This is a genomic window from Pseudomonas helleri (assembly GCF_001043025.1).
GTDB classification, from domain to species: Bacteria; Pseudomonadota; Gammaproteobacteria; order Pseudomonadales; family Pseudomonadaceae; genus Aquipseudomonas; species Aquipseudomonas helleri.
Window position 1 is genome coordinate 350,765 of the sequence record NZ_JYLD01000004.1, and the last position, 21,759, is coordinate 372,523.

Annotated in this window: 20 protein-coding genes; 9 read left to right on the forward strand and 11 right to left on the reverse strand. The window is 58.1% G+C overall.

Annotated elements, in window-relative coordinates; all coding sequences use genetic code 11:
* Nucleotides 1-23: 23 nt before the first annotated feature.
* The gene (locus TU84_RS09215) at nucleotides 24-2,975 is read left to right on the forward strand and encodes an HD domain-containing phosphohydrolase (protein WP_048368733.1); all 2,952 of its coding nucleotides are present in this window, start codon (nucleotides 24-26) and stop codon (nucleotides 2,973-2,975) included.
* A gap of 15 nt (nucleotides 2,976-2,990) precedes the next feature.
* Here TU84_RS09215 and TU84_RS09220 read toward each other — a convergent pair whose 3' ends face one another.
* Nucleotides 2,991-3,473: a GAF domain-containing protein gene (locus TU84_RS09220; RefSeq protein WP_048368734.1), complete on the reverse strand. Its 483-nt coding sequence runs from the start codon at nucleotides 3,471-3,473 to the stop codon at nucleotides 2,991-2,993.
* Nucleotides 3,466-4,359 (reverse strand): ATP-binding protein, encoded by an 894-nt coding sequence (locus tag TU84_RS09225; protein WP_048368735.1) that lies wholly within the window; start codon nucleotides 4,357-4,359, stop codon nucleotides 3,466-3,468. The genes TU84_RS09220 and TU84_RS09225 overlap by 8 nt, the downstream gene beginning before the upstream one ends.
* Nucleotides 4,360-4,535: 176 nt before the next feature.
* On the opposite strand from TU84_RS09225, the gene TU84_RS09230 reads away from it, so the two are divergent.
* Complete coding sequence (locus TU84_RS09230) at nucleotides 4,536-6,854, forward strand: response regulator (protein ID WP_048368736.1); 2,319 nt, start codon at nucleotides 4,536-4,538, stop codon at nucleotides 6,852-6,854.
* 692 nt (nucleotides 6,855-7,546) lie between these two features.
* Here TU84_RS09230 and TU84_RS09235 read toward each other — a convergent pair.
* Nucleotides 7,547-8,029, reverse strand: a complete 483-nt coding sequence (locus tag TU84_RS09235) for a glutathione peroxidase (RefSeq protein WP_048368737.1) — start codon at nucleotides 8,027-8,029, stop codon at nucleotides 7,547-7,549.
* A 23-nt stretch (nucleotides 8,030-8,052) separates the two neighbouring features.
* Nucleotides 8,053-8,448, reverse strand: coding sequence for a peptide-methionine (R)-S-oxide reductase MsrB (msrB, locus tag TU84_RS09240; RefSeq protein ID WP_048368738.1), 396 nt, complete (start codon nucleotides 8,446-8,448; stop codon nucleotides 8,053-8,055).
* 212 nt (nucleotides 8,449-8,660) lie between these two features.
* On the opposite strand from msrB, the gene TU84_RS09245 reads away from it, so the two are divergent.
* The 3 genes from TU84_RS09245 to TU84_RS09255 all read left to right on the forward strand — a co-directional run bounded on the left by TU84_RS09245 (nucleotide 8,661) and on the right by TU84_RS09255 (nucleotide 12,033).
* Nucleotides 8,661-9,872 carry a pyridoxal phosphate-dependent aminotransferase gene (locus TU84_RS09245; protein ID WP_048368739.1) on the forward strand — a complete coding sequence of 404 codons (1,212 nt, stop codon included), beginning with the start codon at nucleotides 8,661-8,663 and terminating at the stop codon, nucleotides 9,870-9,872.
* Nucleotides 9,873-10,185: 313 nt separating this feature from the next.
* A complete protein-coding gene (gene htpX / locus TU84_RS09250) occupies nucleotides 10,186-11,073 on the forward strand; it encodes a protease HtpX (RefSeq protein WP_048368740.1) in 888 nt (295 codons plus the stop codon).
* Between the two features lie 192 nt (nucleotides 11,074-11,265).
* Nucleotides 11,266-12,033, forward strand: a complete 768-nt coding sequence (locus TU84_RS09255) for a DODA-type extradiol aromatic ring-opening family dioxygenase (RefSeq protein ID WP_048368741.1) — start codon at nucleotides 11,266-11,268, stop codon at nucleotides 12,031-12,033.
* Nucleotides 12,034-12,233: 200 nt separating this feature from the next.
* Here TU84_RS09255 and TU84_RS09260 read toward each other — a convergent pair whose 3' ends face one another.
* Together TU84_RS09260 and TU84_RS09265 are read right to left on the reverse strand one after the other, a co-directional pair.
* Nucleotides 12,234-13,904, reverse strand: a complete 1,671-nt coding sequence (locus tag TU84_RS09260) for a DEAD/DEAH box helicase (protein ID WP_048368742.1) — start codon at nucleotides 13,902-13,904, stop codon at nucleotides 12,234-12,236.
* Between the two features lie 371 nt (nucleotides 13,905-14,275).
* Nucleotides 14,276-15,031, reverse strand: coding sequence for a spermidine synthase (locus TU84_RS09265; RefSeq protein WP_048368743.1), 756 nt, complete (start codon nucleotides 15,029-15,031; stop codon nucleotides 14,276-14,278).
* 157 nt (nucleotides 15,032-15,188) lie between these two features.
* On the opposite strand from TU84_RS09265, the gene TU84_RS09270 reads away from it, so the two are divergent.
* A complete protein-coding gene (locus TU84_RS09270; protein ID WP_048368744.1) occupies nucleotides 15,189-16,535 on the forward strand; it encodes a class II 3-deoxy-7-phosphoheptulonate synthase in 1,347 nt (448 codons plus the stop codon).
* Nucleotides 16,536-16,641: 106 nt separating this feature from the next.
* Here TU84_RS09270 and TU84_RS09275 read toward each other — a convergent pair whose 3' ends face one another.
* Entirely contained in the window at nucleotides 16,642-16,821 is a 180-nt protein-coding gene (locus TU84_RS09275; RefSeq protein WP_048368745.1) for a DUF1127 domain-containing protein, read from the reverse strand.
* Nucleotides 16,822-16,916: 95 nt separating this feature from the next.
* Between TU84_RS09275 and TU84_RS09280 the strand changes: the two genes are divergently transcribed.
* Nucleotides 16,917-17,774, forward strand: a complete 858-nt coding sequence (locus TU84_RS09280) for a LysR family transcriptional regulator (RefSeq protein ID WP_048368746.1) — start codon at nucleotides 16,917-16,919, stop codon at nucleotides 17,772-17,774.
* Here TU84_RS09280 and TU84_RS09285 read toward each other — a convergent pair.
* The 3 genes from TU84_RS09285 to earP all read right to left on the reverse strand — a co-directional run bounded on the left by TU84_RS09285 (nucleotide 17,764) and on the right by earP (nucleotide 20,409).
* On the reverse strand, nucleotides 17,764-18,516 hold the full coding sequence (locus TU84_RS09285) for a sulfite exporter TauE/SafE family protein (RefSeq protein ID WP_048368747.1): 753 nt from the start codon (nucleotides 18,514-18,516) through the stop codon (nucleotides 17,764-17,766). The two genes, TU84_RS09280 and TU84_RS09285, sit on opposite strands and share 11 nt — an antisense overlap.
* 140 nt (nucleotides 18,517-18,656) lie before the next feature.
* A complete protein-coding gene (locus tag TU84_RS09290) occupies nucleotides 18,657-19,226 on the reverse strand; it encodes an elongation factor P (RefSeq protein WP_048368748.1) in 570 nt (189 codons plus the stop codon).
* A gap of 49 nt (nucleotides 19,227-19,275) precedes the next feature.
* On the reverse strand, nucleotides 19,276-20,409 hold the full coding sequence (gene earP, locus TU84_RS09295; protein WP_048368749.1) for an elongation factor P maturation arginine rhamnosyltransferase EarP: 1,134 nt from the start codon (nucleotides 20,407-20,409) through the stop codon (nucleotides 19,276-19,278).
* Between the two features lie 105 nt (nucleotides 20,410-20,514).
* Here earP and TU84_RS09300 point away from each other — a divergent pair, with 105 nt between their 5' ends.
* A complete protein-coding gene (locus TU84_RS09300) occupies nucleotides 20,515-20,997 on the forward strand; it encodes a GreA/GreB family elongation factor (RefSeq protein WP_048368750.1) in 483 nt (160 codons plus the stop codon).
* A gap of 10 nt (nucleotides 20,998-21,007) precedes the next feature.
* Here TU84_RS09300 and TU84_RS09305 read toward each other — a convergent pair whose 3' ends face one another.
* Entirely contained in the window at nucleotides 21,008-21,259 is a 252-nt protein-coding gene (locus TU84_RS09305; protein WP_048368751.1) for a hypothetical protein, read from the reverse strand.
* A 178-nt stretch (nucleotides 21,260-21,437) separates the two neighbouring features.
* Between TU84_RS09305 and TU84_RS09310 the strand changes: the two genes are divergently transcribed.
* Nucleotides 21,438-21,758 (forward strand): DUF883 family protein, encoded by a 321-nt coding sequence (locus tag TU84_RS09310; RefSeq protein ID WP_048368752.1) that lies wholly within the window; start codon nucleotides 21,438-21,440, stop codon nucleotides 21,756-21,758.
* Nucleotide 21,759 lies beyond the last annotated feature (1 nt).

Consider the following 21,759-nt stretch of genomic DNA (forward strand, 5'->3'; position numbering starts at 1 on the left):
CCTGATGCTTACGGAGACATGTCATGCCTTTTACCGTGCCCGCCAGTCAGCGTCAGTTCCCGCTGCATATTCATATCAGCGTGGTGTTCACCTTACTGCTGCTCCTGATGGGCGTCGCACTGGGTGTTTTCAATTACCTGCAAAACACCCGCATCATCCTCGACAGCAGCCAGAAGCTGTTCGACCAGATCGAGCAGGATGTGCAGCTGGATCTGCTGAACACCTATCAGCCGCTGCGCAACACTTTGAACTTGCTGGCGCGCAACCCGGCGGTGCAGACCGATCAATTCGATGCACGGATGGAGCTGCTCCCCACCTTCGTCCAGGCACTGGATGACAACCCGGCATTGTCAGCGCTGTATATGGGCGACAATCAGGGCAATTTTTTCCAGGTCCGCCCTTTGCGCACAGAGGCGATCAAAAATCGCCAAAAAGCCCCCGCCCAAGCTGCCTATGAGGTGTGGTCCGTGCAACGTTCGGGCAAACCCTTGGGTACCGAATCAACCAAGCTTTTTTATGACGAGTCGTTAACGTTGCTGGCACAGCGCACCGCCATTAATGACAGCTACGACCCGCGCAAGCGCAGTTGGTATATCCCAAGCCATGCCAGCATTGATCAATCCACCACCAGCCCCTACTTGTTTTTCTCCACCGGCGAAATCGGTACCACCCTGTCCAAGCGCAGCTCGGCCAAGACGGTGATCGCCGCCGACCTGACGCTGTCTGAGCTGTCCAGTACCCTCGCCAAACACCTGATAACCCCCAGCACGCAAATCGTCCTGTTCGATGGGAGCGGTCAGGCGGTGGCGTACCCGGACGCCGCCAAGCTGTTAAGCGAAGAAAGTCCCACGCAATTGGCCAAGGTCACGTCCCTCAATCCGGCCCTGGAGCGCTTGATCAACCAGGGCGCAGACGCCAATCACCACCTTGATGACGGCCAGCGCCAATGGATCGTGTCGTTGGCCAAGGTGCAGGATGGCGGTTCCAACGGTTTGCAATTGGCGCTCATGGTGCCGGAGGACGAGTTGCTGGCCGACGCCTATCGGCTGCGCTGGCAAGGCACGCTGGTGGCGTTGGCAATGTTGCTGCTGTGCTTGCCATTGGGCTGGATGACTTCGCGCTTGTTGGTCAAACCGCTGAAAGGTCTGGTGCAGGAAGCCAACGCGATTCGCAGCTTCGATTTCAATTACCCGCTGCAGCAGCAGTCCCCCGTGCTGGAGATCCATCAACTGGCCGTATCGATGCGGCGAATGAAAGAAACCCTCGCCAGTTTCTTTGAGATCACTGCCAGCCTCTCGGCGCACACCCGCTTTGAGCCACTCCTGCAGTCGGTGATGGTTGAAATGATCAAGATTGGCCAGGCTCAGGCAGGTTTGATCTACCTGACTGAAAACGACAGTGCCGACCTGGAACTTAAAGGCCTGATCATCAATGACCAACCGTACGACCTCGGCACCCTGGCCCATGCCGTGATCAACCCGCAAAGCGATCAAGCCCCGCAATGGCTGCGCAACCTGAGCCAAGGTCAGGACAGCGTGGTGTGCACCCTCGACCTCGAACACGCGGGCGAACTGGCACCGGTGATGCGCGAGCTCGACAGCCAAAACATCCATGTGATCGGTATTCGGCTGCATAACCGTCACCGCGAAACCGTGGGGGTGCTGGCCTTGATCCTCAACAACAGCGACCCCCATGCCGAACAGGAACCGCTCAGCGCAGAACGCATTGCCTTTATCAAAGCGGTGTCCGGGGCGGCGGCGGTATCGATTGAGAGCCAGCGCCTGCAAGAGCGCCAAAAACAGTTGCTCAATGCCTTTATTCAATTGGTGGCCGGGGCCATCGATGCCAAGAGCCCGTACACCGGCGGCCATTGCCAGCGGGTTCCGGAACTGACCTTTATGTTGGCCAAGGCCGCTGAACAGGACCAAAGCCCGCAGTTTGCCCACTACAAACCTACCGAAGAAGAGTGGGAAGCCCTGCACATTGCCGCCTGGCTCCACGATTGCGGCAAAGTCACGACCCCAGAATACGTGGTCGACAAAGCCACCAAACTTGAAACTCTGTACGACCGCATACACGAAATTCGTACCCGATTTGAAGTGCTCAAGCGCGATGCGTGGATCAACTACTGGCAAGCATTGGCCAACGGCGGTGACGAACCGTCTTTGGCGCAACAGCGTGACGCCCGTCTGGCCGAGCTGGATGATGATTTTGCTTTTGTCGCCCGCAGCAATGTCGGCGGTGAAGCCATGGCTGAGGCCGATCTACAGCGTTTGGACAGCATTGCCCGGCAAACCTGGACCCGCACTCTGGATGACCGGCTGGGTGTGTCATGGGAAGAAAACAAGCGCCAGGCAACCCGCGAAGAGCAGAGCTTGCCGGTGACTGAAAGGCTGCTGGCTGACAAGCCTGAGCATGTGTTTGCGCGCAATGAATCAGAACTGATTGCCAGCGATAACCCATGGGGGTTCAAGCTGGAGGTGCCGCAGCACAAGTTCAATCGCGGCGAGCTTTACAACCTGAGCATCACCCGGGGCACGCTGACCGCTGAAGAGCGCTACATCATCAACAATCACATTGTGCAAACCATCCTCATGCTCAGCCGTCTGCCCTTCCCCAGCTATCTGGGCGACATTGCCGAAATTGCCGGTGGGCACCATGAACGGATGGATGGCAAGGGTTACCCAAAACGCTTGAACCGGGACGAAATGAGCCTGGCGGCGCGGATGATGGCGATTGCGGATATTTTCGAGGCCCTGACAGCCTCGGACCGGCCTTACAAGCGGGGCAAAACCTTGAGTGAGGCATTGAAGATCATGGCGGGCATGTGCCTGGACGGGCACATAGATCCGCCCTTGTTTGAGCTCTTTATGCGCGAGCAAGTGTTTATGCAGTACGCCCGCCGCTACCTTGAGCCGCAGCAAATCGACCCGGTCAATGTCGACGAACTGCTGCTCAAGGCGGGCGTCAGCTGACGGATGCTGCGTTGATCAGCAGTCGCTCAAACGCAAGAAAATCGCCGCCAGCGCTTCAATGCCCTGTTGATCCTGCTCGGTGAAGCGGCCAATGCTCGGGCTGTCCAGGTCCAGCACACCGATCAAGCGGCCGTCCTTGATCAACGGCACGACCAATTCGCTGTTCGAAGCGCTGTCACATGCGATATGCCCGGCGAATGCGTGCACATCTTCAACGCGCTGGGTCAGCCGGGTGGCCGCGGCGGTGCCACACACACCACGGCCAAACGGAATACGGACGCAGGCGATCTGACCCTGGAACGGCCCGAGTACGAGTTCTTCGTTGCGGTTGAGGTAAAACCCGGCCCAATTCAAGTCTTCAAGCTGGTTAAACAAAAACGCGGAAAACTGTGAGGCGTTGGCAATAAAGTCCCGCTCATCGGCCAGCAAAGACTCCAGTTGAGCCTTCAGCAGTGCGTAGCCGTCCAGGCCCTCGCCGGTGGCGTTTAAATCAATCATTCGTCTGCTCCAACAATTTCAAACCAACCCAGTAGCGCGCGAACTGATAAGCACAGCGGCCATTACGATTGCCGCGTCCGGTTGCCCAGCGCACGGCCAAAATATCCAGCGCCTGATCGCGTTGCCACTGCAGCCCGGCCTTACTGGCCAGCACGTTGATCCAGTGTTCAACCACGCTCAGGTAATGTTCTTGAGTAAACGGATAAAACGACAGCCAGAGCCCGAAACGGTCAGACAGGGCAATCTTGTCTTCCACGGCTTCATTGGGGTGAAGTTCACCGTCAACGTTCTTCCAGTTTTCGTTGTCGCTCTCTTTTTCGGGCACCAGGTGCCGACGGTTCGACGTGGCGTACAGCAGAACGTTGTCCGGTGCCTGTTCCAGCGAGCCATCAAGCACGCTCTTCAGCACCCGGTAATCGCTCTCACCCGACTCAAAGGACAAGTCATCGCAAAACAGCACAAAACGCTGCGCCAAACCTTGTAACTGCTCGACCACCCGCGGCAGGTCCGCCAGGTGATCACGCTCGATTTCAATCAGCCGCAACCCTGCGCCCGCATATTCAGCGAGCAAGGCGCGAATCAGTGAAGACTTGCCGGTCCCGCGTGAGCCCCACAGCAAGGCGTGGTTAGCCGGTAAACCATCAAGAAACTGTTTGGTGTTGCGCCCCAGTTGATCGAGTTGCTTGTCGACGCCGATCAAGTCAGTCAGGCGCATTTCCAGGCTGACGTCCAACGCCAGCAAATACCCCGTACGGCCATCACGCTGCCAGCGTGCAGCCAGGCAGTTATCCCATTCAATCGCCTGGCGAGTCGCTGGCAACAAAGGCTCAAGGCGAGCCAGAACGGCTTCGGCGCGCTCCAGAAAAGCACTCAGTTTAGGATCCATTTCATCTCCACAAACAGCTGCACAGTGATTGCGCATTGATACGCCAGACGCTGAACGTTCATTCGACGTGTAGGACGATTCGGGTAATTGAAAAAACCGCACGCCCACCAACAAGTTACCCCACACTTCGACTATTCTTGCGACCGGTAAGGGAATGGGAACAGGTGCAGCACCCAATGGACATAAAATTCACCCATCGTCTGTCTTTCAAGCAAGCAAGGCTGACAGTGCTGGTCGGGTTTGCTCTGGGGACAATGCTGAGCCTGGTGCAAATCGGTATCGATTATGCCAGTGAAAACGCTGCCATCAACCGGGAAATCCAATCCCTGCTGGACATCAGTCACAATCCGGCGTCGCGCATTGCCTACAACCTAGATACAGAACTCGCCCAAGAGCTGGCCATGGGGCTGCTGCGCTCGCCAGCCATCACCGGCGTGCAGATCAGTGATAACGACAAAAACACCCTCGCGCAGGTTCGCGACTCTCCTGATGGCGGGCGTTATCGTGCCCTGAGCGATTTTTTGTTTGGTGACACCCGAAACTTCGACGACCGGCTGTATTTCAATCATTTACCCGAACAAAGCGTGGGTGAGTTGCACCTTGAGGTGGACACCTACCCCTTTGGTGCGCGCTTTTTGCAACGCGCCGAAGTCACCTTGCTCAGCGGTTTTGCCCGCAGCTTTCTGCTGACCTTTATTCTGCTCGGTCTGTTTTACGTCATGCTGACCCGCCCGCTGGTGCGCGTCATTGGTGAACTGAGCAACACCAAGCCGGGCCACCCGAACCCCTCGCGCGTGCAATGCCCGCCGGGCCATAAAGATGACGAGATCGGGGTCTTGGTCGATGCGACCAATCAGCAGTTTGATGCCGTCACCCGTGAAATAGAGCAACGCCGCGCGGCTGAAAACCGCCTCACCGAATACCTCGCGCAACTGGAGAATATTGTTTCGGCGCGCACCCAGGAGCTGGAGGCCAGCAACATCCGTCTGAGCCACTCCAACGAAGAGCTGGAAGCCGCCCGCAGCACCGCCCTTGAAATGGCCCAGGCCCGGGCTGCGTTTCTGGCCAATATGAGCCACGAAATTCGCACCCCCTTGAACGGCCTGCTGGGCATGCTCGCCCTGAGCCTGGACGGCCCGCTGAACGCCGAGCAGCATCAACAACTGTCGATTGCCCACGACTCGGGCAAAGTGCTGGTCGAACTGCTCAATGACATCCTTGACCTGTCCAAATTCGACGCCGGCCAATTAGAGCTGGAACACATTGCATTCGACCTCAGCACGCTGATTGAAGACACCGCCAAGCTGCTCTCGCAGAACGCGGCGCCCAGCGTAGAACTGACGTGCCTGATCGACCCGGCCTTCCCGGTACTGGTCATGGGTGACCCGACCCGCGTGCGGCAAATCGTCAGCAACTTGCTCTCCAACGCACTCAAATTCACCCGCTTTGGCCGTGTCGATGTGCGCTTGAGCCGGCACGACGACCTGGTGCATATCGAGGTATGCGACACCGGAATCGGTATCGCCCAAGAAGCCCAAGCGCGTATTTTTCGCCCGTTCACTCAGGCGGGAGCCGGCATCACACGCCAGTTTGGCGGCACCGGCCTGGGGCTGGCCCTGACCCGCAGCCTGTGCGAAGCCATGCAGGGGCGGCTGACCATCAGTTCCGAGATCGGCTTTGGCAGCCAGTTCTGCGCCGAACTGCCCTTGCCCTGCCACACCCCGGCAATCCCCTTCAAACCGCTTAACGGGCGGGTCATTGCAGTGAGCGCCTCAAGCAGCGGCCTCAGCGAACTGCTCAGCAACTACCTGCCGCTGTGGGGGCTGGAGTATGAACGCTACTCACTGGGGCAATCCCTGGAGGGCGTCGACACCGAGTTGCTGATCACCGATTGCTCGGAATGCTTGTCCGAACTGCGCCCGGCCATCAGCGCGCCTATTTTGCTGGTCACCGCCTATGGCAACTTTATGCCCGGCGACCAGGTCAACGCCCTCGCCCCGCTGCAACAAAAAGCCCGCCCCCTGTCGCGCCTGGCGCTGTACCAGTCGGTGCAGCATTTGTTGCAAAAAGAAGGTGACGAAAGTCCCAGCCTCCCGGTCAGCAGCGACCCGGTGCTGCACCGCGCGCGGATACTTCTGGTCGAGGACAACCCGGTCAACCAATTGGTGGCCAAGGGCATGCTGAGCAAACTGGGATGCGAGGTGGTGATAGCGGCCCATGGTGGCGAAGCCCTGGGGCAACTGGAGCACAGCTACTTTGACCTGGTGCTGATGGACTGCAACATGCCAGTGATGGATGGCTACGAGACCAGCCGAAGGATTCGCCAGAGCGGCCGCTGGCCAGACCTGCCGATTGTGGCCCTGACCGCCAATGCCATGCCCGAAGAGCGCGAACGCTGCCGTGCGGCAGGGATGAACGACTACCTGGCAAAACCGTTTCGACGCGAAGAACTCGCGGCGCTGCTGGAAAGCTGGGTGCCCGTGAAAGATCTGTAGGAGCGGCCGCCCCGTCTTCGACGCCGCGCTGTCGCGCAGCAAACAGGACAGCGAATATCTTCAGCATCCCCCAATCGGTTCCCTCTCCTTCGGGAGAGGGCTAGGGTGAGGGGGCTCTTGATTTTTTGTACATATCCATTGCTGCGGCAACGGCCACTTAGGGTTCCGGCCTTACGCCGTGCCACTTTGAAAAGCGCAAAGTGGCCAAACGCTTTTTGCCCCAACCCCTCGGTGCCTCGCTTAGGCTCGGCATGCCCTCACCACAGGCCTTGCTCCGTGGGCCCGCCGCGATCGGCCATCCCTGGCCGTGTCGCGGCTAACCCGGCGTCCTGCCGGGTTACCCTCTGCGCAAAACCTGCGTTCGGCCAGCGTGGTTTAACGGGGCCTCTTAGATCAAGATCACAAGCCAGATCAAGATCAACAGCTCGCGAGCAAGCTCGCTCCTACAAGGCCTTAGGAATCAATTACTTATTTTATGTTTAATAAGAGCGAGCTTGCCTCGCGATCTGTTGATCTTGGTTGGGTCAGCTTCGCTACCCATCGCAGCCTTCGTACCTCGGCAGCGGCTACAAGCCGGACGTAGCCTCGCAAGGCTCGTCAACTGCTACGGGCAGTTCAATTTGTAGGAGCGAGCTTGCCTCGCGATCTCTTGATCTTTAAAAGATCGCGAGACAAGCTCGCTCCTACAAAGGTTATTTCAGGAGCTTCTCAATATCGGCCTTGAGGGCGCTGGGCTTGGTGGCCGGGGCGTAGCGCTCGACTTTGCCGTCCGGGCCGATCAAAAACTTGGTGAAGTTCCATTTGATCGCTTCCGAACCCAACACCCCCGGCGCCCGCTTTTTCAGCTCGACAAACAGCGGGTGCGCGTTGTTGCCATTGACCTCGACCTTTTTGAACAGCGGGAAGGTCACACCAAAGTTCACTTCGCAGAACTCTGAAATCTCTGCTTCATCCCCCGGTTCTTGCTGGCCAAACTGGTTGCAGGGGAAGCCAAGAATCACCAGACCCTGATCCTTGTATTGCTGCCACAACGCCTCCAACCCTTTGTACTGTGGGGTGAAGCCACATTTACTGGCGGTATTCACCACCAGCACGGCCTTGCCCGAGTAATCCGCCAGAGTCTTTTGCTCGCCGCTGAGGGTGGTACAGGGAATTGTGAGCAATGTATCAGTCATGACAGCACCTCAAGGAATGGGCATCAAGCACGTGGAACCAGGTCCAGGCACACCGAATTGATGCAGTAGCGTAGCCCGGTCGGCGGCGGACCATCGGGGAATACGTGACCCAAATGCGCATCACACTTGGCGCACACCACTTCGGTGCGGATCATGCCGTGGCTCACGTCGCGGATTTCTACCATCGCGCTCGCACCAATGGGCTCATAGAAGCTGGGCCAGCCGCAGCCCGAATCAAATTTGGCGCGCGAATCAAACAACGGTTCATTGCAGCAAATACAGTGATAAACGCCATCGGTTTTGGTGCCGTTGTATTTACCCGAAAACGGTCGCTCGGTGCCTTTAAGACGGCACACGTTGTACTGCTCCGGATCGAGCATGGCCTTCCATTCGTCCAGGGTTTTGTTCAACTTTTCCATGGTTCTACCTCTGCAACTGAAAAACCCCGACCGGTGGCTTTTCCAGGGGGCGGGTGGCACGTATGATTGCGCCTCGTTATGCGCCAGTCTGGCACCCGCTCTGTAAGCATTCAAACGGATTCTTGAAGCCTAGCGGTGTTCGCCAACGCAGAATTTCCCAGTGCACAGGTGCCCACCTTGCCTGGATCGTTCATTTTCGGGATCCCATCGCCATGCAGGTCAGCAAATCAAACAAGCTCGCCAACGTCTGTTATGACATTCGCGGCCCAGTGCTCAAGCACGCCAAACGTCTGGAAGAGGAAGGCCAACGCATCCTCAAGCTGAATATCGGCAACCCGGCACCTTTTGGTTTTGAAGCGCCGGACGAAATCCTGCAGGACGTTATCCGCAACCTGCCAACTGCTCAGGGCTACAGCGACTCCAAAGGCCTGTTCAGCGCGCGCAAGGCGGTGATGCAGTACTACCAGCAAAAGCAGGTCGAAGGTGTCGGCATTGAAGACATCTACCTGGGCAACGGCGTGTCCGAGCTGATCGTGATGTCGCTGCAAGCGTTGCTCAACAACGGTGACGAAGTGCTGGTGCCGGCGCCGGACTACCCGCTGTGGACCGCTGCCGTGACCCTGGCCGGTGGCCACCCGGTGCACTACCTGTGCGACGAGCAAGCCAACTGGTGGCCAGACCTTGAAGACATCAAGGCCAAGATCACCCCGAACACCAAAGCCATGGTGATCATCAACCCGAATAACCCGACGGGCGCGGTGTACTCCAAGGAAGTGTTGCTGGGCATGCTCGAACTGGCACGCCAACACAACCTGGTGGTGTTCTCGGACGAGATCTACGACAAGATCCTCTACGATGACGCCGTGCACATTTGCACCGCTTCGCTGGCCCCGGACGTGCTCTGCCTGACCTTCAACGGTTTGTCCAAATCGTACCGGGTGGCGGGCTTTCGTTCCGGCTGGATCGCGATCTCCGGCCCCAAGCAAAACGCCCAGAGCTACATCGAAGGCATCGACATGCTGGCCAACATGCGCCTGTGCGCCAACGTGCCCAGCCAGCACGCCATCCAGACCGCACTCGGCGGCTACCAGAGCATCAATGATCTGGTGCTGCCCAACGGGCGACTGCTGGAGCAGCGCAACCGCACCTGGGAACTGCTTAACGACATTCCTGGCGTCAGTTGCGTAAAACCCATGGGCGCGCTGTACGCTTTCCCACGCATTGATCCGAAAGTCTGCCCGATCCTCAACGACGAAAAATTCGTTCTGGACTTGTTGCTCTCGGAAAAACTGCTAGTGGTCCAGGGCACCGCGTTCAACTGGCCTTGGCCGGACCACTTCCGTGTGGTGACCCTGCCACGCGTCGACGAACTGGACATGGCCATCGGTCGAATCGGTAACTTTCTGAAGACCTACCGTCAGTAATTTCCGAACATGCTGTGCGACAAATGAAAAGTCGCACAGCATGTGTCCACTGAAAGAATCTTCATTTGTTAGCTTTCCCGACTTTTCCTGCACACCCGAAAAACCTAAAACCTGGCAAGGCCTTTAATTTATTGGCTTTGAGCCTGACTTTTGCCTGAATAAAGGGTCCATTCATATTAGGAAATATCTGGCGCCGCGCTCAATTCGACCTGTAGGACACAGTTTGAAATAGTCACTTGGTTGAATAGCCTGAGGCAGCACCTTATATACCCGCATGCGGCAACACCCTTAAGACGAGGAGATTCTTACAACCATGATGCGCATTCTGCTGTTTTTGGCCACTAACCTGGCGGTCGTGCTGATTGCCAGCATCACCCTGAGCCTGTTCGGCTTTAACGGGTTCATGGCGGCCAACGGGGTTGATCTGAACCTCAATCAGCTGTTGGTGTTCTGTGCGGTCTTTGGTTTTGCAGGGTCTTTGTTCTCGCTGTTCATTTCCAAATGGATGGCGAAAATGAGCACCAGCACCCAGGTGATCACTCAACCTCGTACACGCCACGAACAATGGCTGATGCAAACCGTTGAACAACTGTCCCGCGAAGCCGGGATCAAAATGCCTGAAGTGGGGATTTTCCCTGCTTACGAGGCCAACGCGTTTGCCACCGGCTGGAATAAAAATGATGCGCTGGTAGCGGTTAGCCAGGGCTTGCTTGAGCGATTTTCGCCCGATGAAGTGAAAGCCGTACTGGCTCACGAAATCGGCCACGTCGCCAATGGCGACATGGTGACCCTGGCCTTGGTGCAAGGCGTGGTGAACACCTTTGTGATGTTCTTTGCCCGCATCATCGGCAATTTCGTCGACAAAGTGATCTTCAAGAACGATGAAGGCCGTGGCATTGCCTACTATGTCGCGACCATTTTCGCGGAGCTGGTACTGGGCTTCCTGGCCAGCGCCATCGTGATGTGGTTCTCGCGCCGACGCGAATTCCGGGCTGACGAAGCCGGTACTCACCTGGCCGGGACTGGCGCCATGATCAGCGCCCTGCAGCGCCTGCGCTCCGAGCAAGGCCTGCCGGTGCACATGCCGGACACCTTGTCTGCCTTTGGTATCAATGGCGGCTTGAAGCAAGGCCTGGCGCGGATGTTCATGAGCCATCCGCCTCTGGAAGAACGTATCGACGCACTGCGTCGTCGTGGCTAACCGCTACGGGCTTACTCAAAAGGGCGACTTCGGTCGCCCTTTTTTGTGCCTGCTGTTCGGATATTGCCGACACGCCTGCTTAAGGGCGCTGAACCAACCTTTAAATTCGATAGATAAGCACTAAAACTTATATTGGATTTAGATCAATGATCAGGTTGAAGATGGCGCATCCAAACCTTGAGGACCCTCACCATGCTGCCTAGCCTGTACATTTCACACGGCTCTCCGATGCTGGCACTGGAACCCGGTGAAAGCGGCCCGGCCTTGAAGCGCCTCGCCGCGCAATTTGCGAAGCCCAAGGCCATCGTGCTGCTTTCGGCTCACTGGGAAAGCGCCGACCTGCGGGTTGCCAGCCACCCTGCGCCAGAGACCTGGCATGACTTTGGTGGCTTCCCACGTGCGCTGTATGCCGTGCAATACCCGGCGCCGGGCGATCCCGCTCTAGCCGCACGGATCGTGCAACTACTGGCCACACACGGCCTGCCAGCGCAACTGGATGCCAAACGCCCTTTCGACCATGGCGCCTGGGTGCCGTTGTCATTGATGTACCCGGCAGCCGACATTCCCGTGGTGCAGGTGTCGCTGCCCAGCCAATCGGGCCCTGCGGGCTTGAATGAAGTGGGTCAGGCGCTGGCAAGCTTGCGCAGCGAGGGGATCTTGATTATTGGTTCCGGCAGCATCACCCATAACCTGCGCGAGCTGGACTGGCAGGCGGGCCCGGAAAGCGTCGAACCATGGGCCAAAGCGTTTCGTGACTGGATGATTGAAAAGCTCGCCGCCGACGATGCGGCAGCTTTGCACCAGTACCGGCAACAGGCGCCGTTCGCCGCCAAAAACCACCCGAGCGATGAACACCTGTTGCCGCTGTACTTTGCCCGGGGCGCGGGCGGCCCGTTCAGCATTGCGCATCAGGGCTGGACCTTGGGCGCACTGGGGATGGACATCTACCGGTTTGGATAATGATGCGCCAAACCTCTGTGGGAGCGGGCTTGCTCGCGATGCAAACAACTCGGTACATCAGTTGCACCTAGTCGATCCAATCGCGAGCAAGCCCGCTCCCACCCCCCTGATCGAGGGATCAATCGCACCTTTAACCGCAGGCAAAAAAAATCCCCGAACCAGTCGGGGATTTTTTAGTGATCAATCACAGCACGCTGTGATTAATCTTCGCGGTAGCGACGCAGCTTCAACTGCTTGCCAGCGACACGAGTGTCTTTGAGCTTGGCCAGCAGTTTTTCCAGGCCTTCTTCCGGCAGTTCTACCAGGCTGAAGCTATCACGCACTTGAATGCGACCGATTGCTTCACGTGCCAGGCCACCCTCGTTGAGGATAGCGCCCAGCAGGTTCTTGGCAGCGATACCATCACGCGCACCCAGCGCGGTACGGCAACGAGCACGGCCTTCAGCCAATGGAGCCGGAGCACGACGCTCGCGATCACCACGGTCTGGACGGTCGCCACTGCGCTCCGAACGCTCACGTGGAGCACTGTTCGGCACCAGCGGGCGCTCACGCTCAATAGCTGCCAGGGTCAGAGCCTGACCGTTGGTGGCTTTGCGCAACAGAGCAGCGGCCAACGCACGCGGGCTGCAACCGATATCGGCAGTCAGACGATCCAGCAGGTCGCCGTGAGTCGATTCAGCATCAGCAACCAGTGGCGCCAGGCTGTTGGTCAGTTTCTTGATGCGGGCATCAAGGACTGCCTGAGCATCCGGCAGGCGGACCTCAGCAACCTTTTGACCGGTTACACGCTCGATCACTTGCAGCATGCGGCGCTCACGTGGAGTCACCAGCAACAGTGCACGACCTTCGCGACCGGCACGGCCAGTACGGCCGATACGGTGAACGTAGGACTCTGGATCGTAAGGCATGTCAACGTTGAACACGTGGGTGATACGTGGAACGTCAAGGCCACGAGCGGCTACGTCAGTCGCCACAACGATGTCCAGACGGCCATCTTTGAGGGAGTCGATAACGCGCTCACGCTGGTTCTGGGCAATGTCACCGTTCAGCGCAGCGGCTTTGTAGCCTTTGGCTTCCAGGGCGCTGGCCAGGTCCAGGGTAGCTTGCTTGGTACGCACGAACATGATCAGCGCGTCGAAGTCTTCAACTTCCAGCAGGCTCAATACAGCCGAGGTCTTCTGGTCAGCGTGAACCAACAGGTGAGCCTGTTCGATCGCGGTAACGGTCTGAGTCTTGGTCTGGATTTTAACGTGCTGCGGGTCACGCAGGTGACGCTCGGCAATGGCACGGATCGACTGCGGCAAGGTGGCCGAGAACAATACGGTCTGACGGGTAGCAGGCAAAGCCTTGAAGATCACCTCAAGGTCATCCATGAAGCCCAGCTTGAGCATTTCGTCAGCTTCGTCGAGAACCAGGTGGTTCACGGTCGCCAATACTTTTTCGTCGCGACGCAGGTGGTCGCACAGACGGCCCGGAGTGGCAACAACGATTTGTGCGCCATTACGGATTGCTTTCAGTTGTGGGCCCATGGGCGCGCCGCCGTAAACGGCCACAACGTTAACGCTAGGCATTTGCTTGGCGTAGGTTTCGAAAGCGGTTGCTACTTGCAGCGCCAACTCACGGGTTGGCGCCAGGATCAGGGCTTGCGGTTCGCGCTTTGCAGGATCGATGCGATTGAGGATAGGCAGGGCAAAGGCGGCGGTTTTACCCGTACCGGTTTGCGCCTGACCAATCATGTCGTGACCGGCCAAAATGATCGGGATCGATTGCTGCTGAATAGCCGAAGGCTCTTCGTAGCCAGTCGCGATGACGGCTGCAAGAATGTTCGGGTTAAGATCAAAAGCGGCGAAGCCGCCGGTTTCCTGGGTCATGGGTCTGCCTCTAAGTGCATCCGCAAAGACCCATGCTCCAAAGCTGCGCATGCCGTGTAAGACTACAAGAGTCGCCCTGGCTGCTTTGTCGGCGGGGATTTGCGAAAACGTTAAATGAATGGAGCGTTCAGGGTAGTCCGCGAAACGGACGAGCAGCCGAAGCGTACTTCGGGAAGTGCAACACCTAAACGTGGCCCGGCTAAAGGCCGGCGCGCACTATACCGGATTTATCACAAAAAAAAAGCGCTTTTTTAACAGTCGATCGTCTGCAAGCCTCTGTAGACCGGGCTTTTGCGATAATTTGGGCTTCGCAAAACGGGGCGTGGCCCGGCAATTACGGGCCTGTCGCTAAAACGATTCACCGTGGCGCTTCAGGTCGCAGGGCGAATAGCCTTGATCAACGCTTCGAGCGAATAACCCAAACGCGGCGCCAGGGCCTGTGCGCGAGCGGTCAGTGCGTCAATGTCCAGCGCCTGATCCAGATCGTCGGGCACCAGCAAGATGACGTTGCCCTCTTTGACCGGCAGCTCCCAATAGTGACGATGGAACAAGCCCCGCAACAAGGCGGCGCCCAGCGGTTTGCCGTCGTCGGTGGCCCACTGGTTGATCACCAGCCAGCCGTTGGGCTGGAGTTTTTTCTGGCAGTTCTCCAGGAAGGTCCAGGCCAAATGACCAGGCGCCGGCCCCAGGTCGTTGTAAAGGTCGACGAAAATCAGGTCGGCAGGCTCGGCGCTGGGCAAGAGCTCCACCGCGTCACCAATGCGAATGTACAGCCGCGGGTCGTCGTCCAGCCCCAAGTGCTCAATGGCCAGGCGCGGTACATCCGGGCGCAGTTCAATGGCTTCGACGTCTTCCAGAGGCAAAAACTTGAGGCAGGCCTGAGTCAGCGTCCCGGCACCCAACCCCAGAAACAGGGCGCTCTCTGGCGCTTCATGGCACAAGGCACCAATCAGCATGGCGCGGGTGTAGTCGTATTCCAGCCAACTGGGGTCCGTGGTGAACACGCAGCTCTGCTCGATCGCATCGCCAAATTCGAGGAAGCGGTAGTCTTCCACTTCAAACACTCGAATCATGCCGAAGTCATCATGGACTTCAGCGAGCAGGCGCTCTATGCGCTCCTCAGACATTGCCTCTCCTCGCCGCGCCCGGCACACACGGCCAGCGCGCTAAAAACCACCACTCGATGCCGAGCGCAAAGGCACGATTGTCGGCCATTGCAACGCAACAGGTCACGCACTAATTGCTGCTAACATGCGCCATCCCCTTTCGACACTAGAGTCTGCGATGAGCCAACCCTGGAGCCCTGACAGCTGGCGCGCCCTGCCGATCCAGCAACAACCCCACTACCCTGACGCGGCCCACTTGTTGCGGGTCGAGCAAAGCCTGGCGAGTTACCCGCCACTGGTGTTTGCCGGAGAAGCCCGCGAACTGCGCCGTCAGTTTGCCGAGGTCACCCAAGGTCGGGCGTTTCTGTTGCAGGGCGGCGATTGCGCTGAAAGTTTTGCAGAGTTTTCGGCAGCCAAGATTCGCGACACCTTTAAGGTGTTACTGCAAATGGCCATTGTCATGACCTTCGCGGCGGGCTGCCCGGTCGTCAAAGTCGGGCGCATGGCGGGCCAGTTCGCCAAGCCGCGCTCGGCCAACGATGAAACCATCAACGGCGTCACGCTGCCGGCGTATCGCGGCGACATCGTCAACGGTATCGGTTTCGATGAAAAAAGCCGCGTGCCTGATCCAGAGCGCCTGTTGCAGTCTTATCACCAGTCCACCGCAACCCTGAACCTGCTGCGCGCCTTTGCCCAGGGCGGTTTTGCCGACCTGCACCAGGTGCACAAGTGGAACCTGGACTTCATCGCCAACTCGGCGCTGGCAGAAAAGTACAGCCAACTGGCCGACCGTATCGACGAAACCCTGGCCTTCATGCGCGCCTGCGGCATGGACAGCTCGCCGCAACTGCGTGAAACCAGCTTCTTCACCGCCCATGAAGCGTTGCTGCTGAACTACGAAGAAGCCTTTGTGCGCCGCGACAGCCTGACTAACGATTACTACGATTGCTCGGCACACATGCTGTGGATTGGCGACCGTACCCGCCAGCTGGACGGTGCCCACGTGGAGTTTCTGCGCGGCGTGAACAACCCGATCGGGGTTAAAGTCGGCCCGACCATGAACACCGAGGAATTGATCCGCCTGATCGACATCCTCAACCCTGACAACGATCCGGGCCGTCTTAACCTGATCGTGCGTATGGGCGCCAACAAGGTCGGCGACCATTTGCCGCAACTGATCCGCGCCGTCGAAGGCGAAGGCAAAAAAGTGCTGTGGAGTTGCGACCCGATGCACGCCAACACCATCAAGGCCAGCAGCGGCTACAAGACCCGCGACTTCGCGCAGATCCTTGGCGAAGTGAAGCAGTTCTTCCAGGTACATGAAGCCGAAGGCAGCTACGCCGGCGGGATTCACATCGAAATGACCGGGCAGAACGTCACCGAGTGCATTGGCGGCGCCAATCCGATCACCGAAGACAGCCTGTCAGATCGCTATCACACCCACTGCGACCCGCGCATGAACGCCGATCAGTCGCTGGAACTGGCGTTCCTGATTGCCGAAACGTTGAAGCAGGTTAAGCGCTAAAAACCGTACGAGGCAGGTTGTTCGCGATGCAGACGACTCTATTTTTCAGCTAAATCGAGTGGATGACATCGCGAGCAAGCCCGCTCCCACAAGGCCCTGCTCTAACTCACTTCTTCAACGGATCATCCCAAAACGGGCGATAGCTTTCGGTTTCGATGTCTGCCCGGCTCAAGCCCAAATCCTTGAGCCCCGCATCACTGATTCGCCGCAGCGCCGCCCGCTCGCGGGACAGTTGATACCAACGCGCAATACGCGCCATCCACGCATTTTCTTTTAGACCTTTCATCACCTGAGCCTCCTGGGGGATGGCTCAAGTCTCTGCCCAGGCATAAGATCAATCCAACGAATGTTTCTTATGCGACCCATTTGCGAGATTGATGAATGGCCGGTTTTCCGAGTATCGACACTGACTTGCTGCGCACTTTCGCTGCGATTGCCGATCACGGCGGTTTTACCCGTGCCGCAGAAGCGGTCAATCGCACGCAATCGGCGGTGAGCATGCAAATGAAGCGCCTGGAAGAGGACGTGCTGCACTGCACGCTGTTCCAGCGCGATGGCCGTACAGTCAGCCTCACGCCAGAAGGTCAGGTGCTGCTGGGGTATGCGCGGCGCATCCTCAAGCTGCACAGTGAAGTGTTCAATACGCTGAGCCTGCCAAAAATGGTTGGCAACGTGAAAATCGGCTCGCCGGACGATTACGTTATGCGTTTTTTACCCGGCATCCTGTCGCGCTTTGCCCAGGACTATCAGCTGATCAACGTCGAGGTGCATTGCGAGCCATCCGTGCTGCTGTTACAGCGCAACGATCTGGACCTGACCATTGTGAGCCGCGAGCCCGGCACGGAGACCGGGCAGATCCTGCGTCAGGAGCGCTTTGTGTGGATGGTCGCCGAAGGCTTCGCCCCCCACGAACGCACGCCCATGCCACTGGCCATGTTCAATACCGACTGTTTTTGCAGCACTTGGGCGTGCAATGCTCTGGACATGGCGCAGCGCGAGTACCGGATTGCCTACACCAGCGCCAGCCTGTCGGCGATCAATGCAGTGGTGAGCACCGGGCTGGCGGTGACGGCCCAGTTGCAAAGCCTGCTGCCAGCAGACTTGCGCATCATTGGCGAGGCAGAAAACCTGCCCCAGTTGCCGTCTGCCAGCATCGTGCTGCTGCGCAAACACAACAGCGCGGCCTCGCCGATTATTGAGTGTTTTGCCGAGTACATCGTCGAAGGCTTTAAGCTTTAATAGCCAGCAACGCCGCACACAGCAGCAAAAAGGCGCAGTACATTCCCCGCAGCATGCGCTCTGGCAGCGCATGCGCCAGCTTGACGCCCCAACTGATGCTCAGCAGACCGCCGATGGCCATGGGGATGCCCATCAGCCAGCTCACTTCGTCGTGCACCGCGTACGTCAGCAATGTGACCGCCGTGCTGGGCGCCGCCAGCGCCAGCGACAAACCTTGGGCCATCACTTGCGTGGTGCCAAACACGCTGGTGAGCACCGGGGCCGCGACCACTGCGCCGCCGACCCCAAACAGCCCGCCCGTGGTGCCTGCCAGCGCGCCGAGCACCCCGTACCAGGGCCAGCCATAGCGCGAACCGGCCACCGGTTGCGCGGGCGAGCTATAGAGCTTGATCAGGTTGTACAGCGTGATGCACAGCAAAAAGACGATAAAGCCCCAGCGAATCAGCCGCGCATCGACGCCAACCGCAAGCATTGCGCCCAGCCAGGCAAAACAAAAACTCATCAACACCAGCGGCAATGCCTGGCGCAGGTCAATTTTGTTGCGTTGGTTGTAGCGGTACAGCGCCAGAAATACGTTAGGAACCGACATCACCAGCGCGGTGCCCTGGGCAATTTGCTGGTCCAGACCAAACCACAAACCCAACACCGGGATCGCGATCAAGCCGCCACCGATCCCGAACAACCCGCCCAGCGCCCCAAGGGCAAGGCCCAAGGCCGTGTACATTGCAAAATCTATAAACATCACAGCCCCTCAATCAGAGCGGCCATGCTAACCAGTCACTGACAGGGGGCAAAGCTTAAAACCGCACCTTAAGCGTAATTTCATGAATAAAAAAACCCGACGTTGAAGTCGGGTTTTTTATCGTGCGGTTTACGCCAGAATTACTTGGCGCGGCCCTTGTAGGAACCACCTTCACGGGTATCGATCTCGATCATGTCGCCGATTTCGATAAAGTCAGCAACGCTCAGCTCGGTGCCGTTTTTCAGTTTGGCAGGCTTCATCACCTTGCCCGAAGTGTCACCGCGAGCGGAGCCTTCGGTGTAGTCAACCTGACGCACGATAGTGGTCGGCAGCTCTACGGAAACCAGACGCTCTTCGAAGAATACGGCTTCGCAAACGTCGGTCATGCCTTCTTCAACGAATGGCAGAACGGCTTCGATGTCTTCAGCGTTCAGCTCGTACATGGTGTAGTCAGTGGTGTCCATGAACGTGTAGGTGTCGCCGCTGATGAAGGACAGGGTCGCTTCTTTGCGATCCAGGATCACGTCATCCAGCTTGTCGTCAGCGCTGTATACGGTTTCAGTCTTGTAACCAGTCAGCAGGTTCTTCAGCTTGGTCTTCATGATTGCGCTGTTACGACCAGACTTGGTGAACTCAGCTTTCTGAACCAGCCAAGGGTCGTTGTCGATACGAATCACTGTACCGGGTTTAAGCTCTTTACCAGTTTTCATTACGAGTATCCGAATTTGGATTGAGATTTACAAAAATCTAGGCCGCGTATCATATCCAATTTCTATAAAACAGTACTAGCGCTTGCGCAAGATCAGCCTGCAATGACTGCTCCAGACACCATTTCTCGGCGTGTTCGGTGATTTCTGACCAGTGTTCCTGCACGCCATTCCAGCTCGGCGCCATGTCTGAGCCGGCATTCCAGGCATGCCACAGGCCGGTAAAGGCTTGAGCGGCAGCGGGCGACAGGCCTTTGATGTACAGCGCCAGAAACGCATTGAGTTTGACCCAGTGCGCGTCTTCTTCCTGCTCGTAGATGTGCCACAGCAGCGGGCGCCCTGCCCATTGCGCGCGGACAAACGAGTCTTCGCCGCGCACCGCGTTGAAATCACAGCTCCATAACAGGCGGTCGTAATCTTGCTGTCGGACGAACGGCAACGCCTGCACGGTCAATGACCCGCGCTGCTCCACACGCCCCAGCGCCAGCGCGTCGATTTCAAGCCAACGCAGCAGGTCGCCCATAATCCGCCCTTGCGGCACAAGCAGGTGAATGGCCGTAGCCCCCGACGCCATGGCGTTCAGCCAACTGGCCAGCCCGCTGTTTTCGTAGGCAAACAGGGAGATCAGGCGGGCATTGTCCGCCGCCACAACGCCCAGGCTGTGCAAGAAAGCCTGTTTGGCGTGCGGGTCTTGCTCAAAAGCGCGGCGTCGGGCCAGCAAGTCAGCTTCGCGCAGCAAGCCGCCCGTCCCGGCTTCAAAGCCCGGAAAGAAGAACGTGCGCTTCAGGCCATCCGGCCGCAGGGACGCCAGACCGTGGCAACCGCTGACCCAGTCTTCAGCACTTAAATATTCGAGGTTGAGCCACAGCACCGGGGTTTGCCGGGCTTTTATGGCCTGTAGATAGTCGTCGGGCAAGGTGCAGGCGAAGGCTTCGATCACCACATCGGCGGCCTCTACCGGTTGCCAGTCCTTGGGCCACAGACGCACGTCAACGCCCTGCTGCCACTGCTGGGCAGCGCTGGCATCGGCCTCAGGGCACAGCGGCACAAAGGCTTGCAGATCATCAACCCACAGCCGCACCGGCACCTGATGCTCGGCCACCAGTTGCCGGGCCAAACGCCAGGTCACACCAATATCGCCGTAGTTATCGACCACACTGCAAAAAATATCCCAGGAGGCTTTCATTCCGGGCTCCACCAGTTAAAGGGCTGATTGTCTGCGCAAATCAGCGTGTACAGAAGGCTTGGGCCAAGGCGACAATCGCCGCTCGTTTCCCTTCAAGCCACCTTTATGAACAAAACCGCCGTGTACCAGCAGATGCTGGAAAAACTCGCCATCGACCTCGACGTGCTCCAGCGGGCGGCGCAAACCGCTTATGAAGCCGCGACCCACGAAGAAAACATCGCCGAAAACAAATACGACACCCTCGGCCTTGAAGCCTCGTACCTGGCCACCGGCCAGGCGCGCCGGGTTGAGGAAATCCGTCAGGCATTGAAACACTGCCAGGCCATGACCCTGGCGCCGTTTGATCCCGCTCACGGGGTTCAGTTGGGCGCGCTGGTCAAGCTGGAAGCTGACAACGGCAGTGAACAGTGGCTGTTCCTGGCCCCGGACGCGGCCGGGCTCAAGCTTGCCCATGACGGCCAGAGCGTGACCGTGATCACCCCGCGTGCACCGCTGGGCGCGGCCTTGATCGGCAAGCAGGTGGACGATGAAGTGCAGATCAAGGTCGGCGGTGCAGCACAGGGGTTTATTGTCTGCGAGGTTGATTAGCGCATGCGTATTACTTGGCGGCCATCAGGCGGTTGACTTCACTGCGCACCATGTTGGCGTATTCGGGCGGCGACATGGCGTCCAGCTCCGAACGCACCCATTCTGCCCATTTGCCCTTGCGTTTGGCGCGCTCGCCAAACAGGCGGGCTGCATCGCCTTTGGCTTTGCCCAGGTTGCTTTGCCACAGTTCGTACAGACGGGACTTTTCATCCTCAAGCGCAGCACGCTCAGCGAGTGACTTATTGGCGAGGTTGAAGCTCATGAGATTTTCCTGCTGCGTAAATTAGGCGACATCTTACACCCTCAAAAGAAGTGTCTCAGCCTGGATTTTTACTACGCTCACACCTCGGTTTCACAATGCGTTGAAAAATCGATGCAACTTTTTAGCATTGGGTTGACTCCATTAGTCATCACCCCATTCACCTGCAAGGAGTACCGCAATGGCTCGAAAAAATGCCGTACAAGCCGCTGAAGATCAAATCAAGGATCAAGCATTCAGCGAGCTTCAAGAATTGATCGCCGAATCTGACAAGCTGCTCAAGGACAGCGCGTCGCTGGTAGGCGAAGAAGGCGAAACCCTGCGTGCACAGGTTGGCCTCAAGCTCAAGCAAGCCCTGGACTCGGTCAGCAACGTGCGTGAGCGCAGCAAGCCGGTGGTCGATGCCACCGAAAACTATATCGGTGGCCACCCATGGCAAACCGTAGCGATCTCGGCCGGTGTCGGCCTGGTGGTCGGCCTGCTGCTGGGTCGTCGCAACTGAT